Here is a 26,791-nt window from a genome sequence, read left to right on the forward strand (position 1 = left end):
TAATTAAAATTGTGACTTTCATCACAAAGTATAACGTTCTAGAACAGTTTGACCATAAAAAAAGGCTTTCTGGATTCAGAAAGCCTTCGTTTTTTTATTGGAAAAAGAATGAATTAACGACCGACGTATTGAACAAGACGCATCATATTGCAAGTATAACCATATTCATTGTCATACCATGCAACCACTTTTACGAAGGTCTTGTCCAGTGCGATACCCGCACCCGCATCAAAGTTAGAAGGCGCAGTATGACCACGGAAGTCTGTTGATACTACGCTTTCATCTGTATAACCGAGTACATCTTTTAATTCAGCGTCTGAGGCTGCTTTCATCGCTGTGCAGATATCGTCGTAGCTTGCGTCTTTTTCCAGTTCAACCGTCAAGTCCACAACAGAGACGTCTGACGTGGGCACACGGAAAGCCATACCCGTTAATTTGCCATTCAAATCAGGTAGAACTTTACCGACCGCTTTCGCAGCACCAGTTGATGATGGGATGATATTTTCTAAAATGCCACGACCACCACGCCAATCTTTCATTGATGGGCCATCGACTGTTTTTTGAGTCGCTGTCGCCGCGTGGACGGTGGTCATCAAGCCGCGCTTAATACCAAAGCTATCGTGTAATACTTTGGCAACAGGCGCTAGGGCATTGGTTGTACAGGATGCGGCAGATACAATTGACTGACCGTCATAATCTTTGTGATTAACCCCGAAAACAAACATCGGGGTGTGATCTTTTGATGGCGCAGACTGCACTACTTTTTTAGCACCCGCCTCAATATGTGCCTGACAACTTTCTTCAGTCAGGAAAAAACCTGTACATTCGATGATTAGATCAGCGCCGACTTCATCCCATTTTAAGTCTGCTGGGTTACGTTCGGCAGTAATGCGAATAGTTTTACCATTGACCACCAGGTTGCCGTCTCTGACTTCGACTTCACCATGGAAGCGACCATGTACAGAATCATATTTGAGCATGTAGGCCAGATACTCTGGATCTAACAAATCATTGATAGCGACCACTTCAATATCTGTAAAATCTTTGATGGCTGCACGAAACGCCATGCGACCAATACGGCCAAAACCGTTTATACCGACTCTAATCGTCATGCTTAGTCCCCTATCACTATATCCGTCTGTCTAAGAACTGAAATCTCAGTTTGAAATTTCACTTATTAGACTTTCGAGCTTTAGAGAGAGAAAAACCAGTGAGCAGATGCCCACTGGTTCAATCTCTTTACTTCATTTCTAAACCAGTAATAATTACAGTACTGATTTAACTGTCTTAACGACATTTTCAACGGTGAAGCCGAAGTGTTTCATCAACACACCACCTGGCGCAGATTCACCAAATGTGTCGATACCAACAACACCACCTTCCAGGCCAACATACTTGCGCCAGAAGTCAGTCACACCCGCTTCAACAGATACACGTTTAACACCTGGTGTTAATACGCTGTCTTTGTAAGCTTGGTCTTGACGATCAAACACGTTAGTTGAAGGCATAGAAACAACGCGTGCTTTCACACCGTCAGCTTTCAGTTCTTCTTGTGCTTTAACCGCTAAGTCAACTTCAGAACCTGTCGCGATAATGATGACATCCGCTGCGCCGCCTTCTGCTTCAGACAGAACATAAGCACCTTTACGGATACCTTCAAAGTCAGCTGTCTCGTGTTTACGACCAGGAATACCTTGACGGCTTAATACTAAGCTTGAAGGACCATCTTTACGTTCAACCGCAGCAACCCAAGCAACAGCCACTTCAGTTTCATCAGAAGGACGCCATACATCCATGTTAGGAATGTAACGCAGACCTGCTGTGTTTTCGATTGGTTGGTGAGTAGGACCGTCTTCACCCTGACCGATAGAGTCATGAGTCAAAATAGCGATTGTGCGTTGTTTCATCAATGCCGCCATACGTAAAGCAGACTTAGCATAGTCAGAGAACATGTGGAACGTACCACCGTAAGGCAGTAAACCACCGTGCAGTGCCATACCATTCATGATGGCATACATACCAAACTCACGAACACCGTATGAAATGTAGTTACCTGACTCTTTACCAGAAACATGTTTGAAGCTTGAACAGCTTGTCAGATTAGAACCTGTTAAGTCAGCAGAACCACCGATAAATTCTGGTAATTCAGGTGCTAAAGCAGTGATAACGTTTTGTGATGCTTTACGTGAAGCAACGCTTTCTGCTTTATCGTTGAAATCAGCGATCATTTTATCTGTGAATTGTTTCCAGTCAGCGGGTAATTCACCTGCCATGCGGCGTTTAAATTCAGCAGCTAATTCTGGGTATTCAGCAGCATAAGCGTCGAATTTTTTGTTCCATTCAGCTTCCGCAGCATCACCTTTCGCTTTCGCATCCCAACCCGCATAAACGTCTTCAGGAATAACAAAAGGTTCGTAGTCCCAACCTAACTCTTTACGAGTTAATGCAACTTCTTCTTCACCTAATGCCGCACCATGACAATCATGGCTAGCAGATTTGTTTGGTGAACCGAAACCAATGATGGTTTTACAGCAAATCAATGACGGTTTGTCAGTCACTTTTTTCGCTGCTTCAATAGCTGCATTGATTGCATCAGAGTCGTGACCATCTACTGATTGAACGTGCCAGCCGTAAGCTTCGAAACGTTTAACAGTGTCATCTGTGTACCAGCCATCAATGTGACCGTCGATAGAGATGTTGTTGTCATCCCAGAATGCGATCAGATTACCCAGACCCCATGTACCAGCAAGAGCACATGCTTCATGAGAAACACCTTCCATTAAACAACCATCGCCCATGAAGACATAAGTGTGGTGGTTAACGATGTCATGACCTGGCTTGTTGAATTGATCAGCCATCAGTTTTTCAGCCATCGCAAAACCAACACCGTTGGTGATACCTTGACCTAATGGACCTGTTGTTGTTTCAACACCTGGTGCATAACCATACTCTGGGTGACCTGCACATTGTGAATGTAATTGACGGAATGTTTTGAGTGAATCCATTGGCAAGTCATAACCTGACAAATGCAACAATGAATAAATCAACATTGAACCGTGACCATTAGATAGGATGAAACGGTCACGATCAGCCCAATTTGGGTTATTTGGGTTGTGTTTTAAATGGTCATTCCATAACACTTCGGCAATATCTGCCATACCCATAGGCGCACCGGGGTGACCCGAGTTTGCCTTTTGTACTGCATCCATGCTGAGCGCACGGATTGCATTAGCTAAATGTCTACGTGTAGCCATTATCTACATTCTCCTATTAAAAAAAATTAAGCTGCCCGCCATTTGATCGAGCAACCCATACTAGGTATTTGATTTTCTGGGCCGTGGCCTGTTTCTGCCACTTGTTTCATTGCTTCAAACAAATCTCGTCTGACATCAGATGCTGCGGCTTCTTTTCTACTGGCATCCAAACGACCGCGATATTGTAGTTGCAAATCACTGTTATAACCAAAAAAATCGGGTGTGCAGACTGCACCATAAGCCTGGGCAACCTGTTGTGTTTCGTCGTACAGATATGGAAATGAGAACGCTTGCTGTATCGCAAGCTGTTTCATATTGTCGAACGCGTCTTCAGGGTACTCGTTCACATCATTAGACATAATCGCGACAGAATTGATACCTAATGCTTTCAACTCATTCGTATCACGTACCAATCTATCTATTACCGCTTTTACATAAGGGCAATGGTTACAAATGAACATAACTAACAATCCATTTTCACCACGACAGTCTTCTAATGTCCAGATTTTACCGTCTGTTCCTGGCAGAGAAAAATCCACAGCAGGCAAACCAAATTCACAGACTGGTGTCTCTAAAGCCATAAACGCTCACTACAGTTATACTTTATGTCGTTTAAGATGAAAAACGACGCATGAAACTCTTTTGGAGTTCTGCATATTACCAGACAATTTACATAATGCGAAATGAAGCTGTCAGCGATTTTTAGCCTTGCCCTTTGCGATGATCTGTAAAAAAAGTAATGACTTAGATGAGGCACCGATGAAATTCCTCTCAGCCAATCGCAGCAGAAATAGAACAATTTCTGGCACTGCGCGGTTTCTTTGATCGCCTCAAGCTGAACATCGCATATTAAGGTGAACTGTTATCACTTCATGCCAACATCATGTTTTAATGTATTTATTGAATTACTACCTTTAATCAGGTTCATTTCCTAGCTGAGAATTTCATGGCTCAAAAAAAAGCGCCTTCTAAAAAGCGTACCCGCTCAAAAAAGTCATCACCACGTAGAAAAAAACAAACGGGGTTTATCAGCCGCGCAAGTTTGCTGAAAATTGCTTTTACTCTACTGGTTCTACTTGGCTTATTAACCCTTTTCCTTGATGTTCAGATTCGTAGTCAGTTTGAAGGCAAGCGCTGGGCTGTTCCTGCCAAGGTATATGCTCGCCCATTAGAGTTGTATGCTGGGGCTCCTGTCTCACTCTCCGACCTGAAAATTGAATTAAAAGGTTTGGGGTATCAATTTCGTTCAAAAGCCGCACAGCCTGGCCAGGCCGCCTTCTCCTCATCGAAGGCCATCATCGCCACACGTGGCTTTCGTTTTAGCGATGGCATGGAGCCGGCAAGAAAACTCATTCTCGACTTTAATGCTGAAGGTGTAACACGCCTAAGAGATTATCAAGGTCAGGATGTGCCATTGGTTCGCCTTGAACCTGTTCTGATAGGAGGCATCTACCCACTTAATAATGAAGACCGGGATCTTATTCAGTTAAAAGATGCCCCTCCGATGTTGAGCGAAGCTTTAATCGCTATCGAAGACAGAGATTTTTACCAGCATCATGGCATCTCCCCCAAAGGCATAGCCCGTGCTATGGTTGCCAATATTAAGGCTGGTAGCTTTGTTCAGGGTGGTAGTACCCTGACTCAACAGCTTATTAAGAACTTCTATCTCACCTCTGACCGTAGTCTGGTTAGAAAGCTACTCGAAATTCCGATGGCTTTATTGTTAGAGCTGCACTACGACAAAGATGACATTTTGGAAGCCTATCTGAATGAAGTCTATCTGGGACAAGATGGCGCACGAGCCATTCATGGTTTCGGTTTGGGTGCACATTACTTTTTCGCACAACCGCTACAAGAGTTAAAACTGCATCAGTTAGCATTACTTGCCGGCCTGGTGAAGGGGCCTTCTTATTACGACCCCAGACGCCACCCTGAGCGAGCAAAAAATCGACGCAATCTGGTGCTAAAAGTTTTGTATGAGCAAGATAAAATTACACAACAACAATATCAGCAAGCGAGAAATGCCAGCCTTGATGTTGTCGAGAAAGGCACACTATTAAAAGAAGCGTATCCAGCCTTTTTGGACTTAGTGAAACGACAATTACGTCGTGATTATCGTGATGAAGATCTGAACTCAGAAGGGCTACGGGTCTATACCAGCCTGGATCCGATCACTCAACGTCATGCTGAGTCATCTTTAAAATCCACCATTACGAGTCTGCAACAACACCATGGCTCTAAATTGAAATCGCTACAGGGCAGTATGGTAGTGACAGACCCACAAACGGGTGAAGTCCTAGCGGTCATAGGTGACAAAAATACACGCTATAAAGGCTTTAATCGCGCATTGGACTCTGTACGCCCCATCGGCTCGTTGGTAAAACCTGCCGTGTATTTAACAGCCTTAGAACAAGGTAAAACACTGGCCAGTATGGTGGATGATTCAAGCTTCACTCTGACACTTCCCAATGGTCAAACATGGAAACCACAAAACTTCAGCAAACAATCCCATGAGGATGTTTTACTGATTGATGCCTTAGCCCACTCTTACAACATAGCTACCGTTCGCCTTGGAATGGAAGCAGGTTTGGATGAGGTCATTAATACGTTGAACCGATTAGGCATTAAACGTCAGCTCGATGCCTACCCCTCGCTCTTATTAGGTGCTCAGGGCTTATCTCCGCTTGAAGTCGCGACAATGTATCAAACCATTGCTGCCAATGGTTTTCAGACCCCTGCCCGAGCTATTCGCACGGTCACAGACAGTCAAGGTGAAGCGCTATCCAGCTATCCATTCCAACTGCGTCAGACTATCGATGCAGATGATGTTTATCTGATTCAAACAGCCATGCAAGAAGTCACTCACAGTGGCACGGCTGCCAGCATTTACTCCAGCTTACCCAGTCATATCAATACTGCCGGTAAGACGGGCACAACCGATGATCAACGAGATAGCTGGTTTGCGGGTTTCAGCAATAATCGTCTCGCCGTGGTATGGCTTGGTCAGGATGATAATTCCCCCTTACCATTCACCGGTTCAGGCGGAGCGTTGCGTGTCTGGAAAAACTTTATGAGGAGTCAGCCTCTGGATTCGTTTGAGGCACCATTGCCTGACGATATAAAATGGCTCTGGATAGACACACAAACGGGCCTTTTATCAGCTCAAGAATGTGAACATTCCCGGCAACTGCCTTTCATCTCGGGAACAGAGCCTGTCGAGATGTCTGAATGTGCCACTCAGCCAGGGCAGCAATCTAATCCGGTGACTCGGTCACTGGACTGGATTAAAGATTGGTTTCAATAAGGGTTAACAATGACAAATTCTGCTTTACGCTTTTTCATGACGGGTTTGATGTTAAGTATGCTTGCGGCATGTTCGACGACACCTTACCAGCCATCTCAACCACCCGTGGATGATCGAAGCAGCGAACCGACGCTGCCACAGCCGCCGGAAACACCTACTTACCCGCCAGTAGAGGACGTCACTCCTGAACAGCCAAGATCTGCTCAGCCAGCACCATCCCCCCAGGTACAAACACCGATAAAACAAAGTCCTGCTGTCGTGGCGTTACTGGATAAAGCGGAACAAGCGAGAGTAAGTGGTGACTTACGGGGCGCACAAAACAACTTGCAGCGTGCGCAACGTATAGCACCGCGGGATCCTAAAGTGTATTACTCACTCGCTCAGACACATATGAGTCTGGAAGATTATGACCTTGCAGAACAGGTCGCGCTTAAAGGTGTCTCCTTATCATCTGGTAATAATGTACTGCTTAAGCGTTTCTGGCAGTTACTGACCGAAATAAGACTCAGAGCAGGAGATGTCTCGGGTGCCGAAGTGGCGAAACTCAGAGCACAGAAATATTAAGCAGACTGGCTAAGTTGCTGATAAAGAGAAGGGTAGTCTGTCAACAGTTCGGTCATGCCCTCAATGTCAAAGACTTCCACTTTTTCTAGAAGCTGTTGCGCGTAATGAGCTAATGGCGTGAATGTTTCTTTCTCTGCGATTTGCTTCAGATCAGCAGCAAAACGTTTAATTTCACTCATATTGTTGCTTTCATTGACCATTTTCCAAATCGGCATTTTGCTCTCCATAAAGCTAAGGATCACTGGTAATATGGCCATTTCATGATCGGACAATGTCAGGCCGCGAGTCTCTTCAGATCCGTCAGGTATCGAAGCTTCATGTTCTAAAAATTCTGCCAGCTTGCTGTAGAGTTCAGACTTTTTGACCGGCTTACGGATATGGTCATCAAAATGCTCTGATTTAAGACGTTCGAAGTCATCTTTCATTACAGATGCTGTCAGGGCAATGATCGGGATATTAAATTCCGCTTTAATTTTCTCTGCCGCCTGATACCCATCCATCACAGGCATACGTAGATCCATCAGAATCAAATCAATACCCTGGGCTTTTACGGCTGCGACGGCCTCTTTACCATTTTCAGCTTCTACAATCTCTAGCGCAGAAGAGGAAAAGCTTTCCGTGACCAAACGACGGTTATCTTCAATATCATCCACCACAAGAATAGTTGCAGGTGAAAAAACAGGCAGTGAAGATGCCGAGTACTGCCTCAAGCTTGAATCAGCCGCAATTGATGCGACGACAACGTTATTCAGATGCACCGTAAAAGTAGACCCCTTACCTACTTCACTTTTCACTGTGAGAGCTCCACCCATTAGTTTAATCAGACGACTACAAATGGATAAACCGAGACCCGTTCCGCCAAATTTTGCATTGTCCTGACCAGGCGTTTGATGAAAGTCTTCAAATATTCGATCTAACTGATCCTCAGGTATGCCTAAACCAGTATCTTCAATATCAATTCGTAATTTTAGATGACTACCCACAGCGCTCTCGACACTTGCCCGCATCGTTATTCGACCTGACTGAGTAAATTTAACCGCATTTCCCAGTAAGTTGAGTAATACCTGACGCAGACGAACCACATCCAGCATCAGACTATGAGGAATGTCTGAATCGACTTCCAGAATCAGTTCAACACCTTTATTCCGTAATGGCACACTGAATATATGCGATAACTCTTCAAACAAGACATGTGGGTTGGTGGCAGCATATTGTATGTCGAGTTTTCCGGCTTCGATTTTGGATAAATCCAAAATGTCATTAATTAATAACATTAAATCATTGCCAGCCGACTGAATCGTTTTTACATAGGATTTCAACTTATTGTCTTTAACCTGCTCATAGAGCAACTCGGTAAAGCCAATAATGGCATTCATCGGCGTCCGGATTTCATGGCTCATATTGGCAAGAAACTCAGATTTTGTACGGTTAGCCACTTCCGCTTTTTCCTTCGCCTCGACGAGTTGAGCCTCCATCTCGATCCGATCCGTCATATCTACAGCGATGCCCAATAACGCCTCTTGCCCTTGGTATTTGATGGGCATAATAGATACCATCATCGAGCGTTCTTCACCGTCCATTTTTTTGAATTCGACGATCTTTTGATCCACAAACCCTTGGGTTTTTATCTCATTAAGTACTTCTTCACGTTGTTTCGGGTTCGAATAAAAACTCAGAATATTAAACTGAGGTAATTCATCCAGCTGCATGTTGTAGTCTAATAATGCCTGAGGGTTAGCGGTGATGATCTGACCGTCAAAATGTGTGACGGCAATCTGTAAGGGCATATGATCAATCAAGGTTTTTGTTTGTGCTTCGGCAGCCTCACGTAAGCGGACTTGAGCGGCTAGTTTTCTATTCCAGAATAAAATCCAAGCCACCACAACTAAAAACAAGATCACAATTTTCAACATCAAACTGTAATCGACAATCGCCGCATATTTATCTTTCCCCCACTCATCAAGTATGCGTTGCTTATCTGCGAGTGAGATAGCATTAAAGGCCCGGTTAAAAAGGCTAACCATCGGTTGATAAGCCTCGCTAAACCCAAATGCCAGTGAGGTTTTGAAGCCGGTTTCCCCTACTATGCGTATGTTGTTAATACTCATTTCGGCAATGTGATAACTGGCCTGAGCCAGTGTGGCTATTAATGCATCTACTTTTCCAGTAGACACGGCAGTCAAGCCCTCTTGAATCGACATGACTTCAATAAAGTTGATATCTGGATACTGACTACGAATATTATCTACATAGCCATATTCATGAATCACGGCAATTTTTTTCTTTTTTATTGACGAGATATTTTCGACATAAACATTATCATCACGCATGACAATGACTATTGGGCTGTTTAAATATGGCCTGGTAAAGGTCAGAAACTGACCCCGTGTTGAATCACTGGTTTCTGAAATCATATCGACCTTACCTGCTTTAATAAGCTCAATTGACTCTGCCCAAGTGGAAGTAGGCACGTACTCAATAGTGATGCCCAGTTTGTTTTCTATCAGTTGCAAATACTCAGCAACAATACCAATATAATTTCCATCTTTATCAAAGGCTTCATATGGCAACCAGTTAGGGTCACCGGTAAAACGAATCGTTTTATGCTCGTTTAACCAGAATTGTTCACTCGGTGACAAAATAATATTCTTCGATACGGCCTCATCAGTAATATTTCGTTTAAACCATTTATCATCGATACTACGTTTCTGTACTGCTGATATCGCAAGTAAAGCTTTATCAATAATTGATGACAACATCGGCTCTGATTTTTGCGTAGCCATGTAGAGATTCTCACTCCCTAAATAGCGTGTCGACTGTAATGGTTCGATATTCAAAATAGCTTTGTTATCAAGTTTGTAGCTCAAAACAGCATAAGTGTCGTATAACAGTTCGGCATCGCCATTCAGGACTAAGTGGATAGCCTCATCTAATGAGCCGGTTTCAATGATATTAAGCCTGGGGAAATAGCGTTTGATCGTACTAATTCTGGAGTCATCTTTTGGTAAAGCCACTCGCAATCCATCCAGCGAGTTTTTATTGTCGAGTTTAATGTCATTACGAATAAAAAAATATTCAACAGCCTCATGATACGGACTGGAGAATGTCATATAAGCCATTTTTTCCTGCGTCATAAATACTGCAGGTAATAAATCAATCTCTCCATCAACAAACTGTTTTAGATGATCACGCCAAGAGCCTTCCGTTTCATAGGTAAATTTTAAGCCTGTTAATGAAGAAACGATGTTGAGATAATCCCTGGCAATACCGATGTATTGATTATTTTCGTTCACAAAATCATAAGGTGGCCATTCACTCCCGGCCCCCACAATAATTTCAGGATGGGTGTCTATCCAGGCAATTTCTTCTTTCGTTAATAGCACAGGTGATTGGTACTGAGCTCGGACTGTTTCCGCGGCGGATTGGACAGTTGGACTATAGAAGATGAGGATTGAATTCAGTAACAGAATGAACGTTGTGATTAATGTCATTCTTGTGGTTACTAAAGGATAATTCATCTTATAAGCATCTATTTAACAATGTCAGCAAACTGATCGAGGTGGCTTATCATCAAGTCGACTAACTCAGGATCAAAGTGAAAACCGCGCTGTTCCTGGATGAAAGCAACCGCATCATCAACTGTCCAGGCTGTTTTATAGCAACGTTGATGAGTCAAGGCATCAAATACATCCGCCAGAGCAACAATTCGCCCATAGATGTGTATGTCAGATCCTTTTAAACCACGGGGATAACCGCTCCCATCCCATTTTTCATGATGCTGATAGGCAATAATCGCGGCTGATTTAATTAATTTTCGTTTGGAACCTGATAATAATTTATACGCGTTTGTCGTATGCGATTTCATCACCTCAAATTCTTCTGGCGTGTATTTTCCTGGCTTGTGAAGAATCTCATGAGGGACTGTCATCTTACCGATATCATGCATGGGTGACGCATGGTAAAGAGTATCGGCATCAGTATCGTTTAATGTGGGATGCAGTTTGGCCAAGAGTGCAGAAATCTCAGCCACTCGCCTAATGTGTTTACCTGTTTCATCTGATGTGGATTCCATCAATTCAGTTAGAAACCAGATGAGTTCTTTTTGGCTATTTTCTAACTCAGATAATAAGCGCGCCTGTGCAAAACGGGATTTTGTTTCCAGATCAATATTTTGCTGCTCAAGCCATTTTTTTGTCTGATATAACTGGACATGCGTTCTAACACGAGCAAGGAGTTCGGCGGCATGAAAAGGCTTGGTCACATAATCGACCCCACCGACTTTAAAAGCTCTGGCTATAGAATCCACATCCGCTTTTGCGGTGAGAAAAATGATTGGAATGTCTTTGAGTTGAGTTTGGCTTTTTATACGCTGACAGGTTTCATAGCCATCTAAGCCAGGCATCATGATGTCGAGCAGAATCAGATCAAACGCAGCATCATCGTTTTGCAGAATTGACAGTGCTTTTTCACCACTATTGGCAAAGGAAAACTCATAGCTGTCTTCCCTCAGTAAGCTCATAGCGACCTGAATATTGTCAGGGACGTCGTCAACTATAAGAATCTGAGCATGTGGTGCCATCAATCCAACCTATTAAAAAGGTGGTTCGATTATATAAGCAAGTTGAAAGAAAAGTACAATACCCTGCATCAAGCAGGGTATTAGAAAATAAATTCAGCTACTACATCGGGCAAGTGACAGCAGCATGAATAAGTGATGTTATGACAAGCCCAAGACATCCTGCATATCAAACAAACCATTTTGTTTTTGCATTAACCAGCTTGATGCCCGCATGGCACCGAAAGCAAACGTCATACGACTTGAGGCTTTGTGGGTGATTTCAACCCGCTCACCTTCTGCCGCAAACATAACGGTGTGATCACCAACAATATCGCCAGCACGCACTGTCGCAAAACCGATGGTATCTCTGTCGCGTTCGCCTGTGCGGCCTTCACGACCATATACCGCACATGTTTTCAAATCACGGCCTAAGGCATCAGCCACCACTTCGCCCATACGCAATGCCGTTCCAGACGGTGCATCTACCTTATGGCGATGGTGGGCTTCCACTATTTCGATATCAACGTCATCCCCCAATACCCGGGCAGCCATATCTAATAGTTTTAATGATAAGTTCACCCCAACACTCATATTCGGCGCCAGGATAGTGGCAACTTGTTTGGCCGCATCGTCGATGGCTTGTTTTTGGTCTGCATCAAACCCCGTTGTGCCGATAACAGGTCGACATTGATTAGCCACACAAAACGGCAATAAAGCCATGGTCACTTCGGGCAAAGTGAAATCAATAATGATGTCGGAGTCTTTTGTGGCCTGCTCAATATCCGAGCTAATCGCAATACCTAACTTGCCAACGCCTGCGACTTCACCTGCATCTGCCCCGATTAATGATGAATCGGCACGATCGATCGCTGCACTGAGAGCTAAGCCCTCAGTCTGTTCTACAGCCTGAATCAAACAACGTCCCATTCTGCCAGCAGCGCCATTTATCGCAATCTTAGTTGCCATATTTATTCCTTTTTCATTTCACCTAGTGATGACAGCGCATCATCTTATTCAAAAAAACGTTTTACCGCATCCAACCAAGAGCTGTGTTTCGGGTTATGCTTTTCACCACCGCCTTGCAGATCGCCCTCAAACTCTTGCAGTAACTCTTTTTGTTTCTTTGATAATTTCACCGGTGTTTCGATGATAACCCGGCATAAAAGATCACCGGTTGCGCCGCCACGAACTGACTGAACACCTTTACCTTTAAGTCGGAATTGTTGTCCGGTTTGTGTGCCCTCTGGGATCTTAAGATTAGCCTTACCTTCCAGCGTGGGTACTTCCACTTCACCCCCCAACGCAGCAGTGACAAAACTTAAAGGTACATCGCAGAATAAATTCGTGCCATCACGGGTAAACACGTCATGACGATTTACCGATACTTCCACGTAAAGATCACCAGCAGGTGCACCATGGGTGCCCGCTTCACCTTCACCTGAGAGTCGAATTCGGTCGCCGGTATCAACACCAGCAGGCACTTTGACCTGTAAGGTTTTCTCTTCTTGAACCAGCCCTTCACCATGACAATCCGGACAAGGCTCTTTGATCATCTTACCGGTACCACGACAATGTGGGCAGGTTTGCTGCATGGTAAAGAAACCTTGCTGAATTCGAACCTGACCATGCCCACCACAGGTAGTACACGTGACGGGTTGTGTCCCTTTCTTCGCACCAGAACCATCACAGGTGTTACATTCAACATTGACTGGTATGCGAATAGTCGCCGTGGTTCCCGCCACAGCATCTTCCAATGACAAATCAAGTCGATATCTTAAATCAGCACCACGATAGGCTTGTTGCCGGCCGCCACCTCCACCGCCAAAGATATCATTGAATACATCACCAAAAATATCGCTGAAGCCGCCACTGCTTCTAAAGCCTCCGCCCATGGATTGGTCGACACCTTCATGACCAAACTGGTCGTAAGCAGCACGCTTCTGGCTGTCAGATAGAATTTCGTAGGCTTCTTTGGCTTCCTTAAACTTGGACTCAGCTTCAGCATCATCAGGATTTCTGTCCGGATGATATTTCATCGCCATGCGACGGTAGGCTTTTTTAATTTCAGCTTCAGTCGCCGTGCGTGATAACTCTAAAACTTCGTAATAGTCTTTTTTGGCCATTATTCTTTTTCCCAACTACCTAAAACGACAAAACAGGCGCCGGAGATTCCTGACGCCTGTTTGCCATGCTCAACATAATCTTGTTAAAGATTATTTTTTCTTGTCGTCGTCGACTTCTTCAAACTCTGCGTCGACAACATCATCACCGGCTTTCGCATCATCAGCTTGACCCGCATCAGCAGCACCAGCTTCCGCGTTTTCAGCATAAGCACGTTCTGCCAGTTTGCCAGCGACTTCACTTAAAGCGGTTGTTTTCGCTTCAATGTCGTCTTTGTCTTCGCCTTTGATGGCTTCTTGTAAAGCGGCAATCGCTGATTCGATTTTTTCTTTTTCGTCAGCTTCAACTTTATCACCTAAATCTTTAAGTGATTTTTCTGTGCCGTGAATCAATGCATCAGCTTGGTTACGTACAGTGACAAGCTCATGGAATTTACGATCTTCATCCGCATGCGCTTCTGCATCTTTCACCATTTTCTCAACTTCATCGTCTGATAAACCACTAGAGGCTTTAATCACGATAGATTGTTTTTTGCCTGTGGCTTTATCAGCTGCTGATACGTTAAGAATACCATTCGCATCAATATCAAATGTCACTTCGATTTGTGGTGTACCACGTGGTGCTGGAGGAATGTCCGCCAGGTCAAAACGGCCCAGTGATTTATTCGCTGATGCCATTTCACGCTCACCTTGAAGCACATGAATGGTCACTGCAGGCTGATTGTCTTCTGCCGTTGAGAACACTTGATTCGCTTTAGTAGGAATCGTGGTGTTTTTCTCAACCAGTTTGGTCATCACGCCACCCATGGTTTCGATACCCAGGCTCAGTGGTGTAACGTCAAGTAATAATACGTCTTTGACATCACCAGAAAGTACAGCCGCTTGGATAGCCGCACCCACTGCTACCGCTTCATCAGGATTCACATCACGGCGCGGCTCCTTACCGAACATGTCTTTAACCGCTTCCTGTACTTTAGGCATACGGGTTTGACCACCGACCAAAATCACATCGCTGATTTCAGACGTTGATAAGCCAGCATCTTTCAGTGCCATTTTACATGGCTCCATGCTGCGTGAAATCAGGTCTTCAACCAGTGATTCCAGCTTGGCACGGGTTAAACGCATTTCCATGTGTTTAGGACCTGATGCATCAGCAGTGATGTAAGGCAGGTTGATATCTGTTTGTTGGCTTGAAGATAACTCGATCTTCGCTTTTTCAGCCGCATCTTTCAGACGTTGCAGAGCCAGTGGATCTTTTGCCAGATCAACACCTTGGTCTTTTTTGAACTCTGCAACTAAATAATCAATGATGCGTTGGTCAAAGTCTTCACCACCCAAGAATGTATCACCATTAGTCGCTAATACTTCAAACTGGTGTTCGCCTTCAATATCCGCTATCTCGATGATTGATACGTCGAATGTACCACCACCTAAGTCATAGACAACCACGGTAGAGTCACCGCGTTTTTTATCCATACCGTAAGCCAAGGCTGCAGCGGTTGGTTCGTTGATGATACGTTTCACTTCAAGACCGGCAATTTTACCTGCGTCTTTGGTCGCCTGACGTTGTGAGTCGTTAAAATAGGCAGGTACAGTGACAACAGCTTCAGTCACTTCTTCACCTAAAAACTCTTCAGCTGTTTTCTTCATTTTCATCAAAACACGAGCTGAAATTTCAGGTGGCGCCATTTTTTTGTCATTCACAGAAACCCAGGCATCGCCATTGTCTGCTTCAACAATTTTGTATGGCACCATGTCGATATCACGCTGAACGACATCTTCTTTAAATTTACGGCCGATCAGACGCTTAATACCGTAAAGTGTGTTGTTAGGGTTAGTAACTGCTTGACGCTTCGCAGACTGACCTACCAATACTTCATCATCTTTTGTGAAAGCGATGATTGATGGCGTAGTGCGATCGCCTTCGCTGTTTTCGATAACGCGCGCTTTACCATCTTCCATCACTGCGACACAGGAATTTGTTGTTCCTAAGTCAATACCAATAATTTTTCCCATTTTTATACTCCATCAATCTTATTCTTGCTGACTATTTATGCAGCCTTCGGGTATGTAATTGGGGGGCAAAATTTAAATTTCAAGCCCCGAACCTATTTTTATTGAGAGACCACAACCATTGCAGGTCGAAGTAAACGGCCGTTAAAGCTATACCCTTTTTGCATCACGCTGATCACATGATTGGCATCGATACCATCTGCCGGCTGCATAGAAACGGCTTGATGTAATTCAGGATCAAAAGGCTGTCCAACAGGATCAACTTGCTCCAGTCCGAGTTTGCCAATATTGTCGAGTAACATTTTCATCGTCATACTCATGCCATCACGTACAGCCTCTAAAGTAGCTGATTCTGACTTGGCGGCATTCAGGCCAAGCTCAAGGCTGTCACAAATAGGTAAAAGCTCATTCACAAACTTATCTAGAGCATGTTTGTGGGCGTTTTCCAGGTCTCGTGCATGACGACGACGAACGTTTTCCAGATCAGCGCGAGCCAATAACACTTGATTCCAGTTTTCTTCGGCTTGTTGTTGTGCTTCTTCCAGTAACTGTTCAGTCGTTTTTTCAGTTTCTGCTGATGCCTCAGTATCAGCTTGCTCATTTGCTTCTACATCTGGCTTTTCGATTTCTTCGTTGCTCATGATTGAATCATTCCGGTTTGCTAATCACAGACCGTCAATCTGGGGGTGAAAATTTTGATTTCAAGGAAAACTTTGGAATTTATTGATTTTTTGTGATTCTACTTGTATTCAAAGCGTTATCTGATTATTAGAGCTTCAAAGTTTCGGGCTAAGCCCGAGTTCATTTATTCTGCTTGTCCAAATATAAACGCACGCCTCAATGACAACGTATAAAAAAACAAACCATCATCAATACACAGAGATTTATCTTCAGAGTTATCAGTCATTAGTTTCGCCTTGATGGCGAGTCAGGGCAATGCTTGCCCATTTCCCTAACAACCCTAGGGCACCCCACCGTGCTGGCCTGCGGCTCCACTCGTCATAACATTGATTCAGGCGGTCGGCTAAAACTCGCTACGCTCACAAATTTGTCTGGAACAAATTTGGACGCCGGAGGCGCCCAAAGGGGGAGTGGCATGGATGCCACGAATCAAACACTAGCCTCCCTCAGACCTGAATAAATGTCACTCCTCGCCAGCACAAATGGGGAAAGAGAGAATTTTTTCTTCCCGTCTATTGCCGCTAAAAATTGGCTTCATTTTATGGGTTAAGTGGACACGTGTTTGAGCGTAGCGAGTTGGTGTCCACGCCATAAAATGCAGTGAATTTTTAGCGACGAGGCAATATCGGGTGCCCTTTTGTTTGGTTCGTTTATTTTGGGCAAGCAAAATAAATGAACGCCCCGCGGCAGCTTCGATACTTTAATTCAACGAGCGTGTTGGGTTTCGTTCCTCAACCCAACCTACAACCCTAAAAGTCTTAAAGACTATGATTCTCTCAACCAAACACACTCCCCACCACTACTTTTCTGCACTTTCTCTAGCATTGCTTCATGCGCAGCAAGTTCTTCTTCAGAGGCACGGATAACTCTGAGTTTTCTTGGCGGAACGGCTGTAAGCATTTCTTCTGTCTCATTCTCTGATGACGTTTTGGGTTCCACTTCCTCAGCCGCCAACAGCATGGCAACCTGCCCACCGGTCATGGCCAAATAAACGTCTGCTAAGATCTCAGCATCCAGTAAGGCTCCGTGTAACTCACGGTTTGAGTTATCCACGTCATAACGTTTACATAGGGCGTCGAGATTATTTTTCTGGCCTGGATGTTTGTCTCTAGCCATTTTTAAGGTGTCTAATACACTGCACAAGGTATTGACCCTGCGCTTTTCACCTTTGAGCTTTTTCAGTTCGTGATCAATAAAGCCAACATCGAACGGGGCGTTATGAATGATGAGTTCAGCGCCATCAATGAATTGTAAGAAGTCTTCAGCAACATCTTCAAAACTGGGTTTGTCGGCTAAAAATTCATTGGTAATGCCGTGGACTTCAATTGCACCGGCATCAATTTCACGATGTGGATTGATATATTGGTGAAATGTTTGCCCTGTCAGGCGACGATTCACCATTTCCACACAGCCAATCTCAATAATCCGATGATCTTCAGCAGTGCTGATACCGGTAGTTTCGGTATCCAGAATCACTTGTCGTTTAACAACATTTTCTGTCATGACGTCCTCTTATTTCTTGGCGGCTATGTGTTCTCTGGCGGCAACAGCTAATTGATCCGCACGCTCGTTTTCAATATGTCCCTGATGGCCTCGGACCCATTCCCATTTTACCTGATGAGGGGCTACGGCCTTGTCGAGTCGTTGCCACAGTTCGACATTCTTCACCGGTTTCTTTGCTGCTGTCTTCCAGTTTTTGGCTTTCCAACCCGCTAGCCATTCCGTCATGCCTTTAATGACATATTGTGAATCCGTGGTGATGGTGACCTGACATGGACGCTTTAACGCTTCAAGACCAGCGATGACGGCCATCATTTCCATCTGATTATTGGTGGTGTTTTTTTCAGCACCGGATAGCTCTTTTTCCTGCCCCTTTGCACGTAATATGACGCCCCAGCCACCCGGGCCAGGATTGCCACTGCAGGCACCATCTGTAAATAACTCAACGTGGTCCATCGGTTCCTTCTCTTGTTATCGGTTTGTTCACTAAACCGGCTGACGGAAATAAGTTCGGTTGACGCCAGCGTTGTTTAAGCGGATTGAGCGGGATGGTTCTCTTGCATGCCACCACTATCGTCACACCACCAAAACACGGCCATAGTCGTTTGCCCCATCGTTCCAAAAAACGACATCTGTTTAGCCAACTGGTCCGACTGAAAGGAGGCCTGAACATCACCTTATGATGTTCGACCACCTCAAAATTTAATAATGCTAACCAATCCCGAATTCGGGTTTGAGTAAAAAAATGACCATGCCAAGGCGCATTATCCTGCCAGGAAAATAATCGTCTCAGCCCCCATAAGCTCCAAGGGCTGAAGCTGCATAATATTAATTTCCCATCGGCAGCCAACACGCGCTCTGTTTCTCGTAGCACTTGATGCGGGTCATGTGCATATTCCAATACATGCAAAAGCAGTAAATTATCTATACTGTGTGACTTAAGCGGCAAAGACTCAGCACTGGCATTTAAGTCTCCTGAAGGACCCACAATGCTGGTTTTGATAATACGGTTTGAAGGTGGAAATAAAGAATAATGTCCACCTAATTGCACATAAAAATAACCCACCAGCGGGTGATTAAGTGAAGTCAAAACCGCCTGTTCCTGCTGTATGACCAACTCACCCAGTGGACTATGCCACCATTGATTCAACCGCCGTTGTTTGTTCTCATTCATAGTCTGAGCCCATTAAGGAGAAATCATGCTGAAGGTGCACCGAATTCCCGCATTTGATGACAATTATATCTGGCTAATCCAGGCGCAAGGCACAAATAAAGCAATTGTGGTTGATCCTGGTGATGCAACTCCCGTTCTGAACACATTAAAATCCCACGATCTGGAACTGATTGCCATCTTCATCACACATCACCATGCCGATCATACTGCAGGCATTGCTGAGTTAACAAAAGCCGCGGCTCTTCCGGTTTATGGTCCGCTAAATGAGACCATTAAAGGGGTAACTCACCCGCAATCAGGCAGAGAACCCATCGTTGTTGATCCCGACTTTCCTATCTTCACTGTGCTGAATACACCAGGCCACACGCCTGGCCACATCAGCTATTTAGCTGAAGGCAAGCTGTTTTGTGGTGATACATTGTTTGCCGCAGGATGCGGACGATTATTGGGTGGTACCGCAGAACAATTGCATGCCTCACTGAATCTATTGGCAAGCTTACCTCCCACAACAACCATCTATTGCGCTCATGAATACACACTAGCTAACCTACGTTTTGCTAAAACAGTAGAGCCAGAAAATAAACAACTGCAGCAACGCTTTGAACAAACTGTAACAATGCGTCAGAAAAAACAGGCCACTGTACCTTCATTAATGCAGGATGAGCTGGCAACCAACCCGTTTCTTCGTTGTGATGTAGACAGAATAAAAAAGGCGACCGAAAAATTTTCCGGTCACCCTCTTCCAGATAGCCAAGCTGTCTTTAGCTCATTAAGAGCATGGAAAGACGAGTTTTAAGCAGCTTTATCGTCTTGTTCTTTATCAAGGTTATTAAAATGGATGTCCATTTGTGGGTAAGGAATGGAGATACCATTTTCATCGAACGCGAGTTTTATGGTTTCAATTAATTCCGAACGTACTGGCCAGTAATCAGCAGCTGCCACCCATGGACGGACATCAAAATTCACACTGCTATCACCTAATTCTGATACCCGAATAACAGGGGCAGGATCGGCCATCACTTTCTCATGCCCGGTCACGATATCGGTCAGTAATTGTTTGGCTTTGAGCAGATCATCGTCATAACCAATACCAAAGACCATATCGATACGTCGGGTATCTTTGGCTGAATAGTTGGTAATAGTATCGTCATAAATTAGACCATTCGGCACGATAACTTCACGGTTATCACCTGTTTTCATAATGGTGTTAAAAATCGTAATTGACTCAATCACACCTGCGGTACCACCCGCTTCAACAAAATCACCAATTTTGAAAGGTCTGAATAAAATCAGCATCACGCCGGCAGCAAAGTTTTGTAATGAATCTTTCAAAGCCAGGCCAACAGCTAAACCTGCCGCACCCAGCACGGCAATCATCGAGGTGGTATCCACCCCCAATTGATCGAGCGCTGCTATCAATACAAATAACAATAAAATGGCATTGGCAATGGTACTGAAGAAATTAATCAGAATAGGGTCAAGGTTTGCTCTTACCATTAATTTGCGTGACATTTTGACCAGCCACTTGACCACGATTCGACCGACAAAAACAATGATCGCAGCATAGAGAATATTGATAAGCCAAAACACGACTATGCTTCCCGTTGCAGTTTCCATGTTAGTTCCTCTTTGATATGGATTGAATTACTTCACGAATTAACTTGGGGCCATGGTAAATAAGGCCACTATAAATTTGTACTAGTGATGCACCTGCATCCAACTTGGCTAACGCCTGTTCAGCAGACATGATTCCACCCGCGGCGATGATAGGCAAGTCATCATCCAATGCTTCTCTGAAAAGTTTGACAATCTCTGTTGATTTTTCAAACACAGGCGCGCCACTTAGACCACCTGCTTCTTCCGCATTATCGAGTCCGGCCACAGCATCGCGATCCATCGTTGTATTGGTGGCAATAACGGCATCGATTTTATGTTTATTGAATGCTTCAGCTAGCTGTGAGACTTCATCTAACGTCAAATCCGGCGCAACTTTCACTGCCATCGGCACATATTTTTCATGCTGCTGTGCGAGCTCTGACTGCGCCTTTTTTAACTCAGCTAATAATGTATCCAAGGATTCGCCAAACTGAAGTGTGCGTAAACCCGGAGTATTGGGGGAAGAAATATTGATAGTGACATAATCAGCATGTGGATAGACTTTATTCAGTCCTATCAAATAATCGTCTACGGCCTTTTCAACTGGCGTATCAAAATTTTTGCCAATATTTATGCCGATTAAAGTGTTGGTATCCGCTGCTTGAACTTGCTCAATAAGATGGTCAACGCCCAGATTATTAAAGCCCATGCGATTAATGATGCCTTGAGCTTCTGGAATACGGAATAATCGCGGTTTCGGGTTGCCTGGCTGTGGTCTGGGTGTCACTGTACCGATTTCAACAAATCCAAAACCCAGTGCGGACATGGCTTCAATGTGATCACCATTTTTATCAAGCCCCGCGGCCAGTCCAACTGCATTGGGAAAGGTCAGCCCCATCACTCGCACGGGTTTCATGTGCATTTTTCGTGTCATCAGCCACGACAGTCCGCTCATTTCCAAGCAATCAAGTCCCACTAATCCTAGGTGATGCGCTTTTTCAGCATCCAGACGAAACATCAGATCTCTCATCATGCGATAAACCATTTATACCTCCACTTCGATTTGATAACCGCTGAACTTGCGGAGATTGATGACACCCTTATCCAAAATCAGATACTGGCCTTTAATGCCCTCCAGTCGTCCTTCAACATGTGCTGTTTTGTCAAAATTAAACGAACTGACTTTATTGGGATAGGTGTTCACTGGGTATTCAATTGTCTGCACATTCTCGGCCGTTAAAACCTGAATGGCAGATTCACCAAACTGCTGTTGTAACTCAGATACCTCACTTTCACACAGGGCTAAGAGTCGGTCTCTTTCAGCGGCCAGATCAAGTGGTTCAGCCTCACCTTTCAACATTTTCCGCCAATCTGTCCGGTCAGAGACATGCTGTTTAAACATCACCTCAACCAGGCCCGATTGATAGCGACTTTTCACCCGAAAAATCGGCACAGCTTGAGTCGCACCCTGATCAATCCAACGCGTCGGAATTTGATTAATGCGGGTGATGCCCACTTTTAGCCCCGAACTATTGGCGAGATAAACAATATGATCCTGCATACATACCGCTTCACCCCACTCAGGCTCGCGGCACGTGCCTTGTTCATAATGGCAAAGCTCTGGCTTCATAAAACACAGATCACACTGTGCTAGCTTCTGTGAACAGGGGAAACAAAAACCACCACTGAAGCTTTTTTTCGTTAAACGATTACAAGCCTGACAGTGAATCTCCCCTTGATAATGTAATGAAATCGGCTGTCCAATGGTCTGGTTCAAAGGCAACAATTGCTCATCAAGCCTCATAGCGTAGTTAGCTTGCGTATCATCAGCCAGACTGACCTGCATTTTGGACAATTGTCCACTAAGCTTTGTCACTGAGTTTCCCTTTAATCTGAAGTTTTTTTCTAGGCATCTTATCGCAGATAGGCACCCGCCAACAGGGTCGCTATATCTTAATCTTTGTTCTCTGGTTTTGAGTCAGCATCAGAAACCAGGCGAATCGGAAACGGTTCGGTCACGGAGCCGGTATATAAGGAACGGTGTGGGAAAGGAATTTCTATTGACTCAGCATCAAACGCTTCTTTAATTTCTTCATGGATACTGTTTTTTAGCTCGATAAAACTTTCTCGTTTCACCCATACCGAAAACTGCATATTCAGCGAAGAATCACCAAAGCCAAGAAACACAAACTTCGGTTTCGGCTCATCAAGACATAAGGGGTTTGCCTCTGCCACTTTTTCCAGCACTTTTCTGACAGCTTTAATATCCTCTTTTAGAGCCACGGCGATGCTTAAATCAATCCGTCTGATAGGAAAACGCGTCAGTGTCGTGACTTCAGATTTAATCAGTGTTTCATTAGGTATTCGCACAAACAAATTATCAAATGTGCGAAGTTTTACTGACAACAGATCTATGGACAGCACTTCTCCTGTAGTCTCTCCCACCTTGATGAGATCACCAACAGAAAAAGGTCGTTCAGCGACTAAAAATAATCCGCTGATGATATTCGATGCTGATGTTTGTGAAGCAAACCCTATGGCGACTGACAATACACCAGCAGCGCCAATCAGTACCCCCAAATTAAAGCCGATGGCATTCAGCCCCATGACAACAAATACCAACAGAATCAAATATGAGGCCACGCGAGCCATTAAAAGCTGTTGGTGCGTATCAAAACGATTTTTACTCCACTGACGTACAGCCCGGCTGGCCATCTTTGCCAAAATAAGACCGACGATAAAATAAATCAGGGCTTCAAATACAGACATAAACCATGCTGCATCGATATTGTTAATCCATTCTGTCATTCTTACTCGCCTGAGTTCTTAACCAAATAAAGCTGAAATAGCTTTGGTAATTTTACTGCGTCCAATGTCCTCTCTGGCTGCACATACCAGCTCCAGCGCACTCAATGGTAATCCACCACTGATGACGTCATCCAAGCTCAATATGGCATCATCCAGATTTCGTCTAACCAGTGTAATCCGTTGTGTCCAGAACTGTCCCTGCTTATCCACATATAGACTCAAGTTGGGAGCAGGCACACTAATTTTATCGAGTGTTAACATTTGATCCGACTGATTTTGAATGCGTACTTCTATTGCCGCTCTCGCCTTATTATTGGCAATGGGCTTCACATCTAATTGCTCACTGACCTGTGAGGCATAACTTAAAACGCCTTCACGCGTATTCGGGCCAAACCATGAATCACATACCTTCACTGTCGGAATATCTAATAAAGTCTGCTCAGAAGAAGTAGAAGCAATCTTCAACCAGAGCGGAAGACACACAAACAAAGTGACCTCTTGGAACGGCAATAAACTCACAGATACATCAGGCCGACAAACAACAGGGCGATCCGCTAAGGCTGGTTTAATCGCGACCCTTTCGGGGAGTTCTGCAAACACAAAACGATGTTCATGTTTGGGTGGTGATTCAAATGTACTGGTTTCATTTTTTAGCGACGGTTCAATTTGCTCAGTCGTATGCTGCCACTCGTAGCCCAACCACCATTGATGTGGAGCAGAATGCATTTCCAGACACACATCCGCACACCGCATAACCCATTGAGTTTGCTGGGGAAAACCGAAATCACCCCACCACCTATTTTGTCGTCCAACCATGGTAAATAACAACTTATATAAATTATTCGGAGACAGGTCGAAAATCCTTCCTTATAATAGCGCAGATGTTTACTCGAAATATGATAAAAATAGCGCTCGTTTCGGTGATTACCCTACTTGTCGCTTCATGTAGTAGTACACCGGAAAAAGGCGCGGAAGCGTCAACGACTCCGTCAGTTACTTATTCTAAGGCAAAACAAAAACTGAAACATACGCCTTGGGAACAAGCCTACAACGAATCCTTAGACGACACTGAAAACCCACTCTCCTCAGAAAATCCCCCCATCACCCTCCCCCCTCAAGCACCCACTGACGTCTGGGATCGCATTCGCGATGGCTTCGTGATTTCTGATTACAAAACCTTAGAACCAGATACCGAGCGTCAACTTCGCTGGTTCATTGATCATCAGGACTATGTCGGCCGAGTGGTAGAACGAGCCAGACCTTATCTCTATCACATTGTTGAAGAAGTCAACAAACGCAACATGCCTATGGAGGTTGCGTTGTTACCTGTCGTGGAAAGCGGTTTTAAGCCGATGGCTTACTCACCTAGTCATGCATCCGGTTTATGGCAGTTTATCCCCGGTACCGGACAGGTTTACGGCTTGGAACAAAATTGGTGGTATGACGGCAGACGTGATGTTGTTAAGTCAACACAGGCCGCCCTCAATTATCTTGAAAAACTGCATAATGATTTCGGTGACTGGCAGCTTGCTCTCGCAGCCTATAACTGCGGTGAAGGTACCGTTGGCCGCGCTATTAAGAAGAATCAGGAACAAGGTAAGCCGACTGATTTCTGGTCACTGGATCTACCAAGAGAAACCTCGGCCTATGTACCTCGCTTAATGGCCGTCAGCCATATGGTGAAATATCCTGAACGCTATGAGCTAGAACTTAGCCCAATCGATAACAAGCCTTTCTTTGGGCAAGTTAATGTTGGCTCACAAATCGATCTAGCCATGGCAGCCAAGCTGGCTGGTATCACTGAAAAACAAATGCATCAACTCAATCCAGCATTTAATCGCTGGGCAACCGCCCCACATGGCGATCATAAGCTAGTACTGCCGCTGGAAAAAATCCCCACATTTAAGGCAGCTCTGGCTAAAACACCAGCATCACAGCGTGTGCAATGGGCTCGCCATGAAATCAAACGCGGTGAATCACTCAGTGTCATCGCCAGCAACTATGACACAACTGTTGAAGTGATTAAACAAGCCAATAAGTTGGGTAGCACACAAATTAGGGCAGGCAAAAACTTACTTATCCCAGTGGCATCGCATGATGTCAGCCAGCTAGCGCTGAAAAAAGCACAACGGAATCTGTCAGCAGCAAAAACCAAAAAAACGACTTACATTGTTAAAGCCGGTGACACTTGGTGGGATATCGCACGGAAAAACAATACCGATGTTCAATCTCTGACTAAACAGAATAAAAAGTCCGCCAGAGATATTTTGCATGCAGGTCAAAAACTCGTTATCACTACAACTGCTGAAGATATTAGAAAGTCAGTTAACTATACCATCAAAAATGGCGACTCTCTCTGGGCAATATCACGCAAGTTCAATGTCAGTGTGGCTGATGTGAAAGAGTGGAATGGTTTAAGTGATCGTTCAACATTACAGCCTGGCCAGAATTTGAAACTGTATATAGACGAAACCTGATTCACAGTGCTGCACGTTGCTCTCTACGAGCCCGAGATTCCACCCAACACGGGCAATATTATTCGTTTATGCGCCAACGCTGGTGCCAGTCTTCATTTGATAGAACCTCTTGGTTTTGTGATTGATGATAAACGTTTACGACGTGCCGGTCTGGATTATCATGAATTTGCCCACGTCACTGTGCATAAGAACTTTGATGAATTCTTAGTCTGGAGCGATAGCAGACGAATTTTTGCCTGCACCACAAAAGCGACACAACATCATCATCAGGTCAGCTACATCGATGAAGACATTTTATTATTTGGTCCTGAGTCGCGCGGCTTACCTGATAATGTTTTGAATCAAGTGCAAGACAGTCAGAAAATACGCATTCCAATGCTTCCTGATAGCCGAAGTTTAAACCTGTCTAATGCGACGGCCATCATCTTATATCAGGCATGGGAACAGCTAGACTTTGCAGGAGCAAAACGGTTCTGAGTATTGGTCAAGAATGTGTTCAAAACCTGAGCCAGTTCAATGTCCTATTTTCGCATCTACTCTATGATTCATCCTCTCACGAATAGGTGAGTATCATGCTTGTTTAGTGCTAATGGCGCTACGCTTGTTTGGCCCAGTTGGGTTATTATTCGCCATTCAATAAAACTTCAGTTATGTGTTATGCGCTATGGAAGGTAAATAACCATGATGTATCAGATCGTTTTTTTTTATGTACTTCACCTAACCTCACCACGGATTTAGATTG

General features: G+C 44.5%; 22 protein-coding genes. 5 read left to right on the forward strand and 17 right to left on the reverse strand.

The window, feature by feature from the left end; all coding sequences use genetic code 11:
• Window positions 1-113: 113 nt before the first annotated feature.
• The 3 genes from gap to B3V56_RS05655 form a co-directional block, all read right to left on the reverse strand.
• Window positions 114-1,112, reverse strand: a complete 999-nt coding sequence (gap, locus tag B3V56_RS05645; protein WP_286305762.1) for a type I glyceraldehyde-3-phosphate dehydrogenase — start codon at window positions 1,110-1,112, stop codon at window positions 114-116.
• Between the two features lie 153 nt (window positions 1,113-1,265).
• The gene (tkt, locus tag B3V56_RS05650; protein WP_289284041.1) at window positions 1,266-3,254 is read right to left on the reverse strand and encodes a transketolase; all 1,989 of its coding nucleotides are present in this window, start codon (window positions 3,252-3,254) and stop codon (window positions 1,266-1,268) included.
• Between the two features lie 26 nt (window positions 3,255-3,280).
• Entirely contained in the window at window positions 3,281-3,835 is a 555-nt protein-coding gene (locus B3V56_RS05655; protein WP_286305764.1) for a thioredoxin family protein, read from the reverse strand.
• A 365-nt stretch (window positions 3,836-4,200) separates the two neighbouring features.
• On the opposite strand from B3V56_RS05655, the gene mrcB reads away from it, so the two are divergent.
• Together mrcB and B3V56_RS05665 are read left to right on the forward strand one after the other, a co-directional pair.
• The gene (mrcB, locus tag B3V56_RS05660) at window positions 4,201-6,558 is read left to right on the forward strand and encodes a penicillin-binding protein 1B (RefSeq protein ID WP_289284042.1); all 2,358 of its coding nucleotides are present in this window, start codon (window positions 4,201-4,203) and stop codon (window positions 6,556-6,558) included.
• A gap of 9 nt (window positions 6,559-6,567) precedes the next feature.
• Window positions 6,568-7,122 (forward strand): hypothetical protein, encoded by a 555-nt coding sequence (locus B3V56_RS05665; protein ID WP_286305766.1) that lies wholly within the window; start codon window positions 6,568-6,570, stop codon window positions 7,120-7,122.
• On the opposite strand, the gene B3V56_RS05670 is transcribed toward B3V56_RS05665, so the two are convergent.
• The 9 genes from B3V56_RS05670 to B3V56_RS05710 form a co-directional block, all read right to left on the reverse strand.
• On the reverse strand, window positions 7,119-10,613 hold the full coding sequence (locus B3V56_RS05670; RefSeq protein ID WP_289284043.1) for a transporter substrate-binding domain-containing protein: 3,495 nt from the start codon (window positions 10,611-10,613) through the stop codon (window positions 7,119-7,121). The genes B3V56_RS05665 and B3V56_RS05670 overlap by 4 nt on opposite strands.
• Window positions 10,614-10,651: 38 nt before the next feature.
• Window positions 10,652-11,701: an HD domain-containing phosphohydrolase gene (locus tag B3V56_RS05675; RefSeq protein WP_289282658.1), complete on the reverse strand. Its 1,050-nt coding sequence runs from the start codon at window positions 11,699-11,701 to the stop codon at window positions 10,652-10,654.
• A 138-nt stretch (window positions 11,702-11,839) separates the two neighbouring features.
• Window positions 11,840-12,646: a 4-hydroxy-tetrahydrodipicolinate reductase gene (gene dapB, locus B3V56_RS05680; protein ID WP_286305769.1), complete on the reverse strand. Its 807-nt coding sequence runs from the start codon at window positions 12,644-12,646 to the stop codon at window positions 11,840-11,842.
• Window positions 12,647-12,690: 44 nt separating this feature from the next.
• Window positions 12,691-13,803, reverse strand: coding sequence for a molecular chaperone DnaJ (gene dnaJ / locus B3V56_RS05685; protein ID WP_286305770.1), 1,113 nt, complete (start codon window positions 13,801-13,803; stop codon window positions 12,691-12,693).
• 90 nt (window positions 13,804-13,893) lie between these two features.
• A complete protein-coding gene (dnaK, locus tag B3V56_RS05690) occupies window positions 13,894-15,816 on the reverse strand; it encodes a molecular chaperone DnaK (RefSeq protein WP_289282659.1) in 1,923 nt (640 codons plus the stop codon).
• Window positions 15,817-15,914: 98 nt separating this feature from the next.
• Complete coding sequence (gene grpE / locus B3V56_RS05695; RefSeq protein ID WP_289282660.1) at window positions 15,915-16,454, reverse strand: nucleotide exchange factor GrpE; 540 nt, start codon at window positions 16,452-16,454, stop codon at window positions 15,915-15,917.
• A gap of 805 nt (window positions 16,455-17,259) precedes the next feature.
• Window positions 17,260-17,997: a DNA polymerase III subunit epsilon gene (dnaQ, locus tag B3V56_RS05700; RefSeq protein WP_289282662.1), complete on the reverse strand. Its 738-nt coding sequence runs from the start codon at window positions 17,995-17,997 to the stop codon at window positions 17,260-17,262.
• Between the two features lie 9 nt (window positions 17,998-18,006).
• Complete coding sequence (gene rnhA / locus B3V56_RS05705; protein ID WP_286305774.1) at window positions 18,007-18,450, reverse strand: ribonuclease HI; 444 nt, start codon at window positions 18,448-18,450, stop codon at window positions 18,007-18,009.
• Window positions 18,437-19,168 carry a class I SAM-dependent methyltransferase gene (locus tag B3V56_RS05710; protein WP_286305775.1) on the reverse strand — a complete coding sequence of 244 codons (732 nt, stop codon included), beginning with the start codon at window positions 19,166-19,168 and terminating at the stop codon, window positions 18,437-18,439. Before B3V56_RS05710 ends, rnhA begins: the two co-directional genes overlap by 14 nt.
• A gap of 25 nt (window positions 19,169-19,193) precedes the next feature.
• Between B3V56_RS05710 and gloB the strand changes: the two genes are divergently transcribed.
• On the forward strand, window positions 19,194-19,964 hold the full coding sequence (gloB, locus tag B3V56_RS05715; RefSeq protein WP_289284044.1) for a hydroxyacylglutathione hydrolase: 771 nt from the start codon (window positions 19,194-19,196) through the stop codon (window positions 19,962-19,964).
• Here gloB and B3V56_RS05720 read toward each other — a convergent pair.
• The 5 genes from B3V56_RS05720 to B3V56_RS05740 form a co-directional block, all read right to left on the reverse strand.
• Complete coding sequence (locus B3V56_RS05720) at window positions 19,961-20,785, reverse strand: mechanosensitive ion channel family protein (protein WP_286305777.1); 825 nt, start codon at window positions 20,783-20,785, stop codon at window positions 19,961-19,963. The genes gloB and B3V56_RS05720 overlap by 4 nt on opposite strands.
• A 1-nt stretch (window position 20,786) precedes the next feature.
• A complete protein-coding gene (locus tag B3V56_RS05725; RefSeq protein WP_414673347.1) occupies window positions 20,787-21,797 on the reverse strand; it encodes a quinone-dependent dihydroorotate dehydrogenase in 1,011 nt (336 codons plus the stop codon).
• A gap of 12 nt (window positions 21,798-21,809) precedes the next feature.
• Window positions 21,810-22,610, reverse strand: coding sequence for a DUF2797 domain-containing protein (locus B3V56_RS05730; RefSeq protein WP_289243773.1), 801 nt, complete (start codon window positions 22,608-22,610; stop codon window positions 21,810-21,812).
• A 107-nt stretch (window positions 22,611-22,717) separates the two neighbouring features.
• Window positions 22,718-23,572: a mechanosensitive ion channel family protein gene (locus tag B3V56_RS05735; RefSeq protein WP_286305780.1), complete on the reverse strand. Its 855-nt coding sequence runs from the start codon at window positions 23,570-23,572 to the stop codon at window positions 22,718-22,720.
• A gap of 18 nt (window positions 23,573-23,590) precedes the next feature.
• Window positions 23,591-24,388 (reverse strand): hypothetical protein, encoded by a 798-nt coding sequence (locus B3V56_RS05740; RefSeq protein ID WP_286305781.1) that lies wholly within the window; start codon window positions 24,386-24,388, stop codon window positions 23,591-23,593.
• A gap of 80 nt (window positions 24,389-24,468) precedes the next feature.
• Between B3V56_RS05740 and B3V56_RS05745 the strand changes: the two genes are divergently transcribed.
• Window positions 24,469-26,049 (forward strand): lytic transglycosylase, encoded by a 1,581-nt coding sequence (locus tag B3V56_RS05745; RefSeq protein ID WP_289284045.1) that lies wholly within the window; start codon window positions 24,469-24,471, stop codon window positions 26,047-26,049.
• A gap of 6 nt (window positions 26,050-26,055) precedes the next feature.
• Window positions 26,056-26,526 carry a tRNA (uridine(34)/cytosine(34)/5-carboxymethylaminomethyluridine(34)-2'-O)-methyltransferase TrmL gene (gene trmL / locus B3V56_RS05750; RefSeq protein WP_289282670.1) on the forward strand — a complete coding sequence of 157 codons (471 nt, stop codon included), beginning with the start codon at window positions 26,056-26,058 and terminating at the stop codon, window positions 26,524-26,526.
• Window positions 26,527-26,791: the final 265 nt, after the last annotated feature.

The sequence above is a fragment of the Methylophaga sp. UBA2513 genome (assembly GCF_002341285.1).
GTDB lineage: Bacteria > Pseudomonadota > Gammaproteobacteria > Nitrosococcales > Methylophagaceae > Methylophaga > Methylophaga marina.

Bases quoted from the DNA above. Each gene is read 5' to 3' on its own strand.
- gloB (WP_289284044.1), top strand. From the start codon at position 19,194: ATGCTGAAGGTGCACCGAATTCCCGCATTTGATGACAATTATATCTGG.
- B3V56_RS05745 (WP_289284045.1), top strand. From the start codon at position 24,469: ATGATAAAAATAGCGCTCGTTTCGGTGATTACCCTACTTGTCGCTTCA.
- grpE (WP_289282660.1), bottom strand. From the start codon at position 16,454: ATGAGCAACGAAGAAATCGAAAAGCCAGATGTAGAAGCAAATGAGCAA.
- B3V56_RS05670 (WP_289284043.1), bottom strand. From the start codon at position 10,613: ATGACATTAATCACAACGTTCATTCTGTTACTGAATTCAATCCTCATC.
- B3V56_RS05725 (WP_414673347.1), bottom strand. From the start codon at position 21,797: ATGATGAGAGATCTGATGTTTCGTCTGGATGCTGAAAAAGCGCATCAC.
- B3V56_RS05730 (WP_289243773.1), bottom strand. From the start codon at position 22,610: ATGCAGGTCAGTCTGGCTGATGATACGCAAGCTAACTACGCTATGAGG.
- tkt (WP_289284041.1), bottom strand. From the start codon at position 3,254: ATGGCTACACGTAGACATTTAGCTAATGCAATCCGTGCGCTCAGCATG.
- B3V56_RS05665 (WP_286305766.1), top strand. From the start codon at position 6,568: ATGACAAATTCTGCTTTACGCTTTTTCATGACGGGTTTGATGTTAAGT.
- B3V56_RS05740 (WP_286305781.1), bottom strand. From the start codon at position 24,388: ATGGTTGGACGACAAAATAGGTGGTGGGGTGATTTCGGTTTTCCCCAG.
- dnaQ (WP_289282662.1), bottom strand. From the start codon at position 17,997: ATGACAGAAAATGTTGTTAAACGACAAGTGATTCTGGATACCGAAACT.
- dapB (WP_286305769.1), bottom strand. From the start codon at position 12,646: ATGGCAACTAAGATTGCGATAAATGGCGCTGCTGGCAGAATGGGACGT.
- rnhA (WP_286305774.1), bottom strand. From the start codon at position 18,450: ATGGACCACGTTGAGTTATTTACAGATGGTGCCTGCAGTGGCAATCCT.
- B3V56_RS05735 (WP_286305780.1), bottom strand. From the start codon at position 23,572: ATGACAGAATGGATTAACAATATCGATGCAGCATGGTTTATGTCTGTA.
- dnaJ (WP_286305770.1), bottom strand. From the start codon at position 13,803: ATGGCCAAAAAAGACTATTACGAAGTTTTAGAGTTATCACGCACGGCG.
- dnaK (WP_289282659.1), bottom strand. From the start codon at position 15,816: ATGGGAAAAATTATTGGTATTGACTTAGGAACAACAAATTCCTGTGTC.
- B3V56_RS05655 (WP_286305764.1), bottom strand. From the start codon at position 3,835: ATGGCTTTAGAGACACCAGTCTGTGAATTTGGTTTGCCTGCTGTGGAT.
- B3V56_RS05710 (WP_286305775.1), bottom strand. From the start codon at position 19,168: ATGAATGAGAACAAACAACGGCGGTTGAATCAATGGTGGCATAGTCCA.
- B3V56_RS05720 (WP_286305777.1), bottom strand. From the start codon at position 20,785: ATGGAAACTGCAACGGGAAGCATAGTCGTGTTTTGGCTTATCAATATT.
- gap (WP_286305762.1), bottom strand. From the start codon at position 1,112: ATGACGATTAGAGTCGGTATAAACGGTTTTGGCCGTATTGGTCGCATG.
- mrcB (WP_289284042.1), top strand. From the start codon at position 4,201: ATGGCTCAAAAAAAAGCGCCTTCTAAAAAGCGTACCCGCTCAAAAAAG.
- B3V56_RS05675 (WP_289282658.1), bottom strand. From the start codon at position 11,701: ATGGCACCACATGCTCAGATTCTTATAGTTGACGACGTCCCTGACAAT.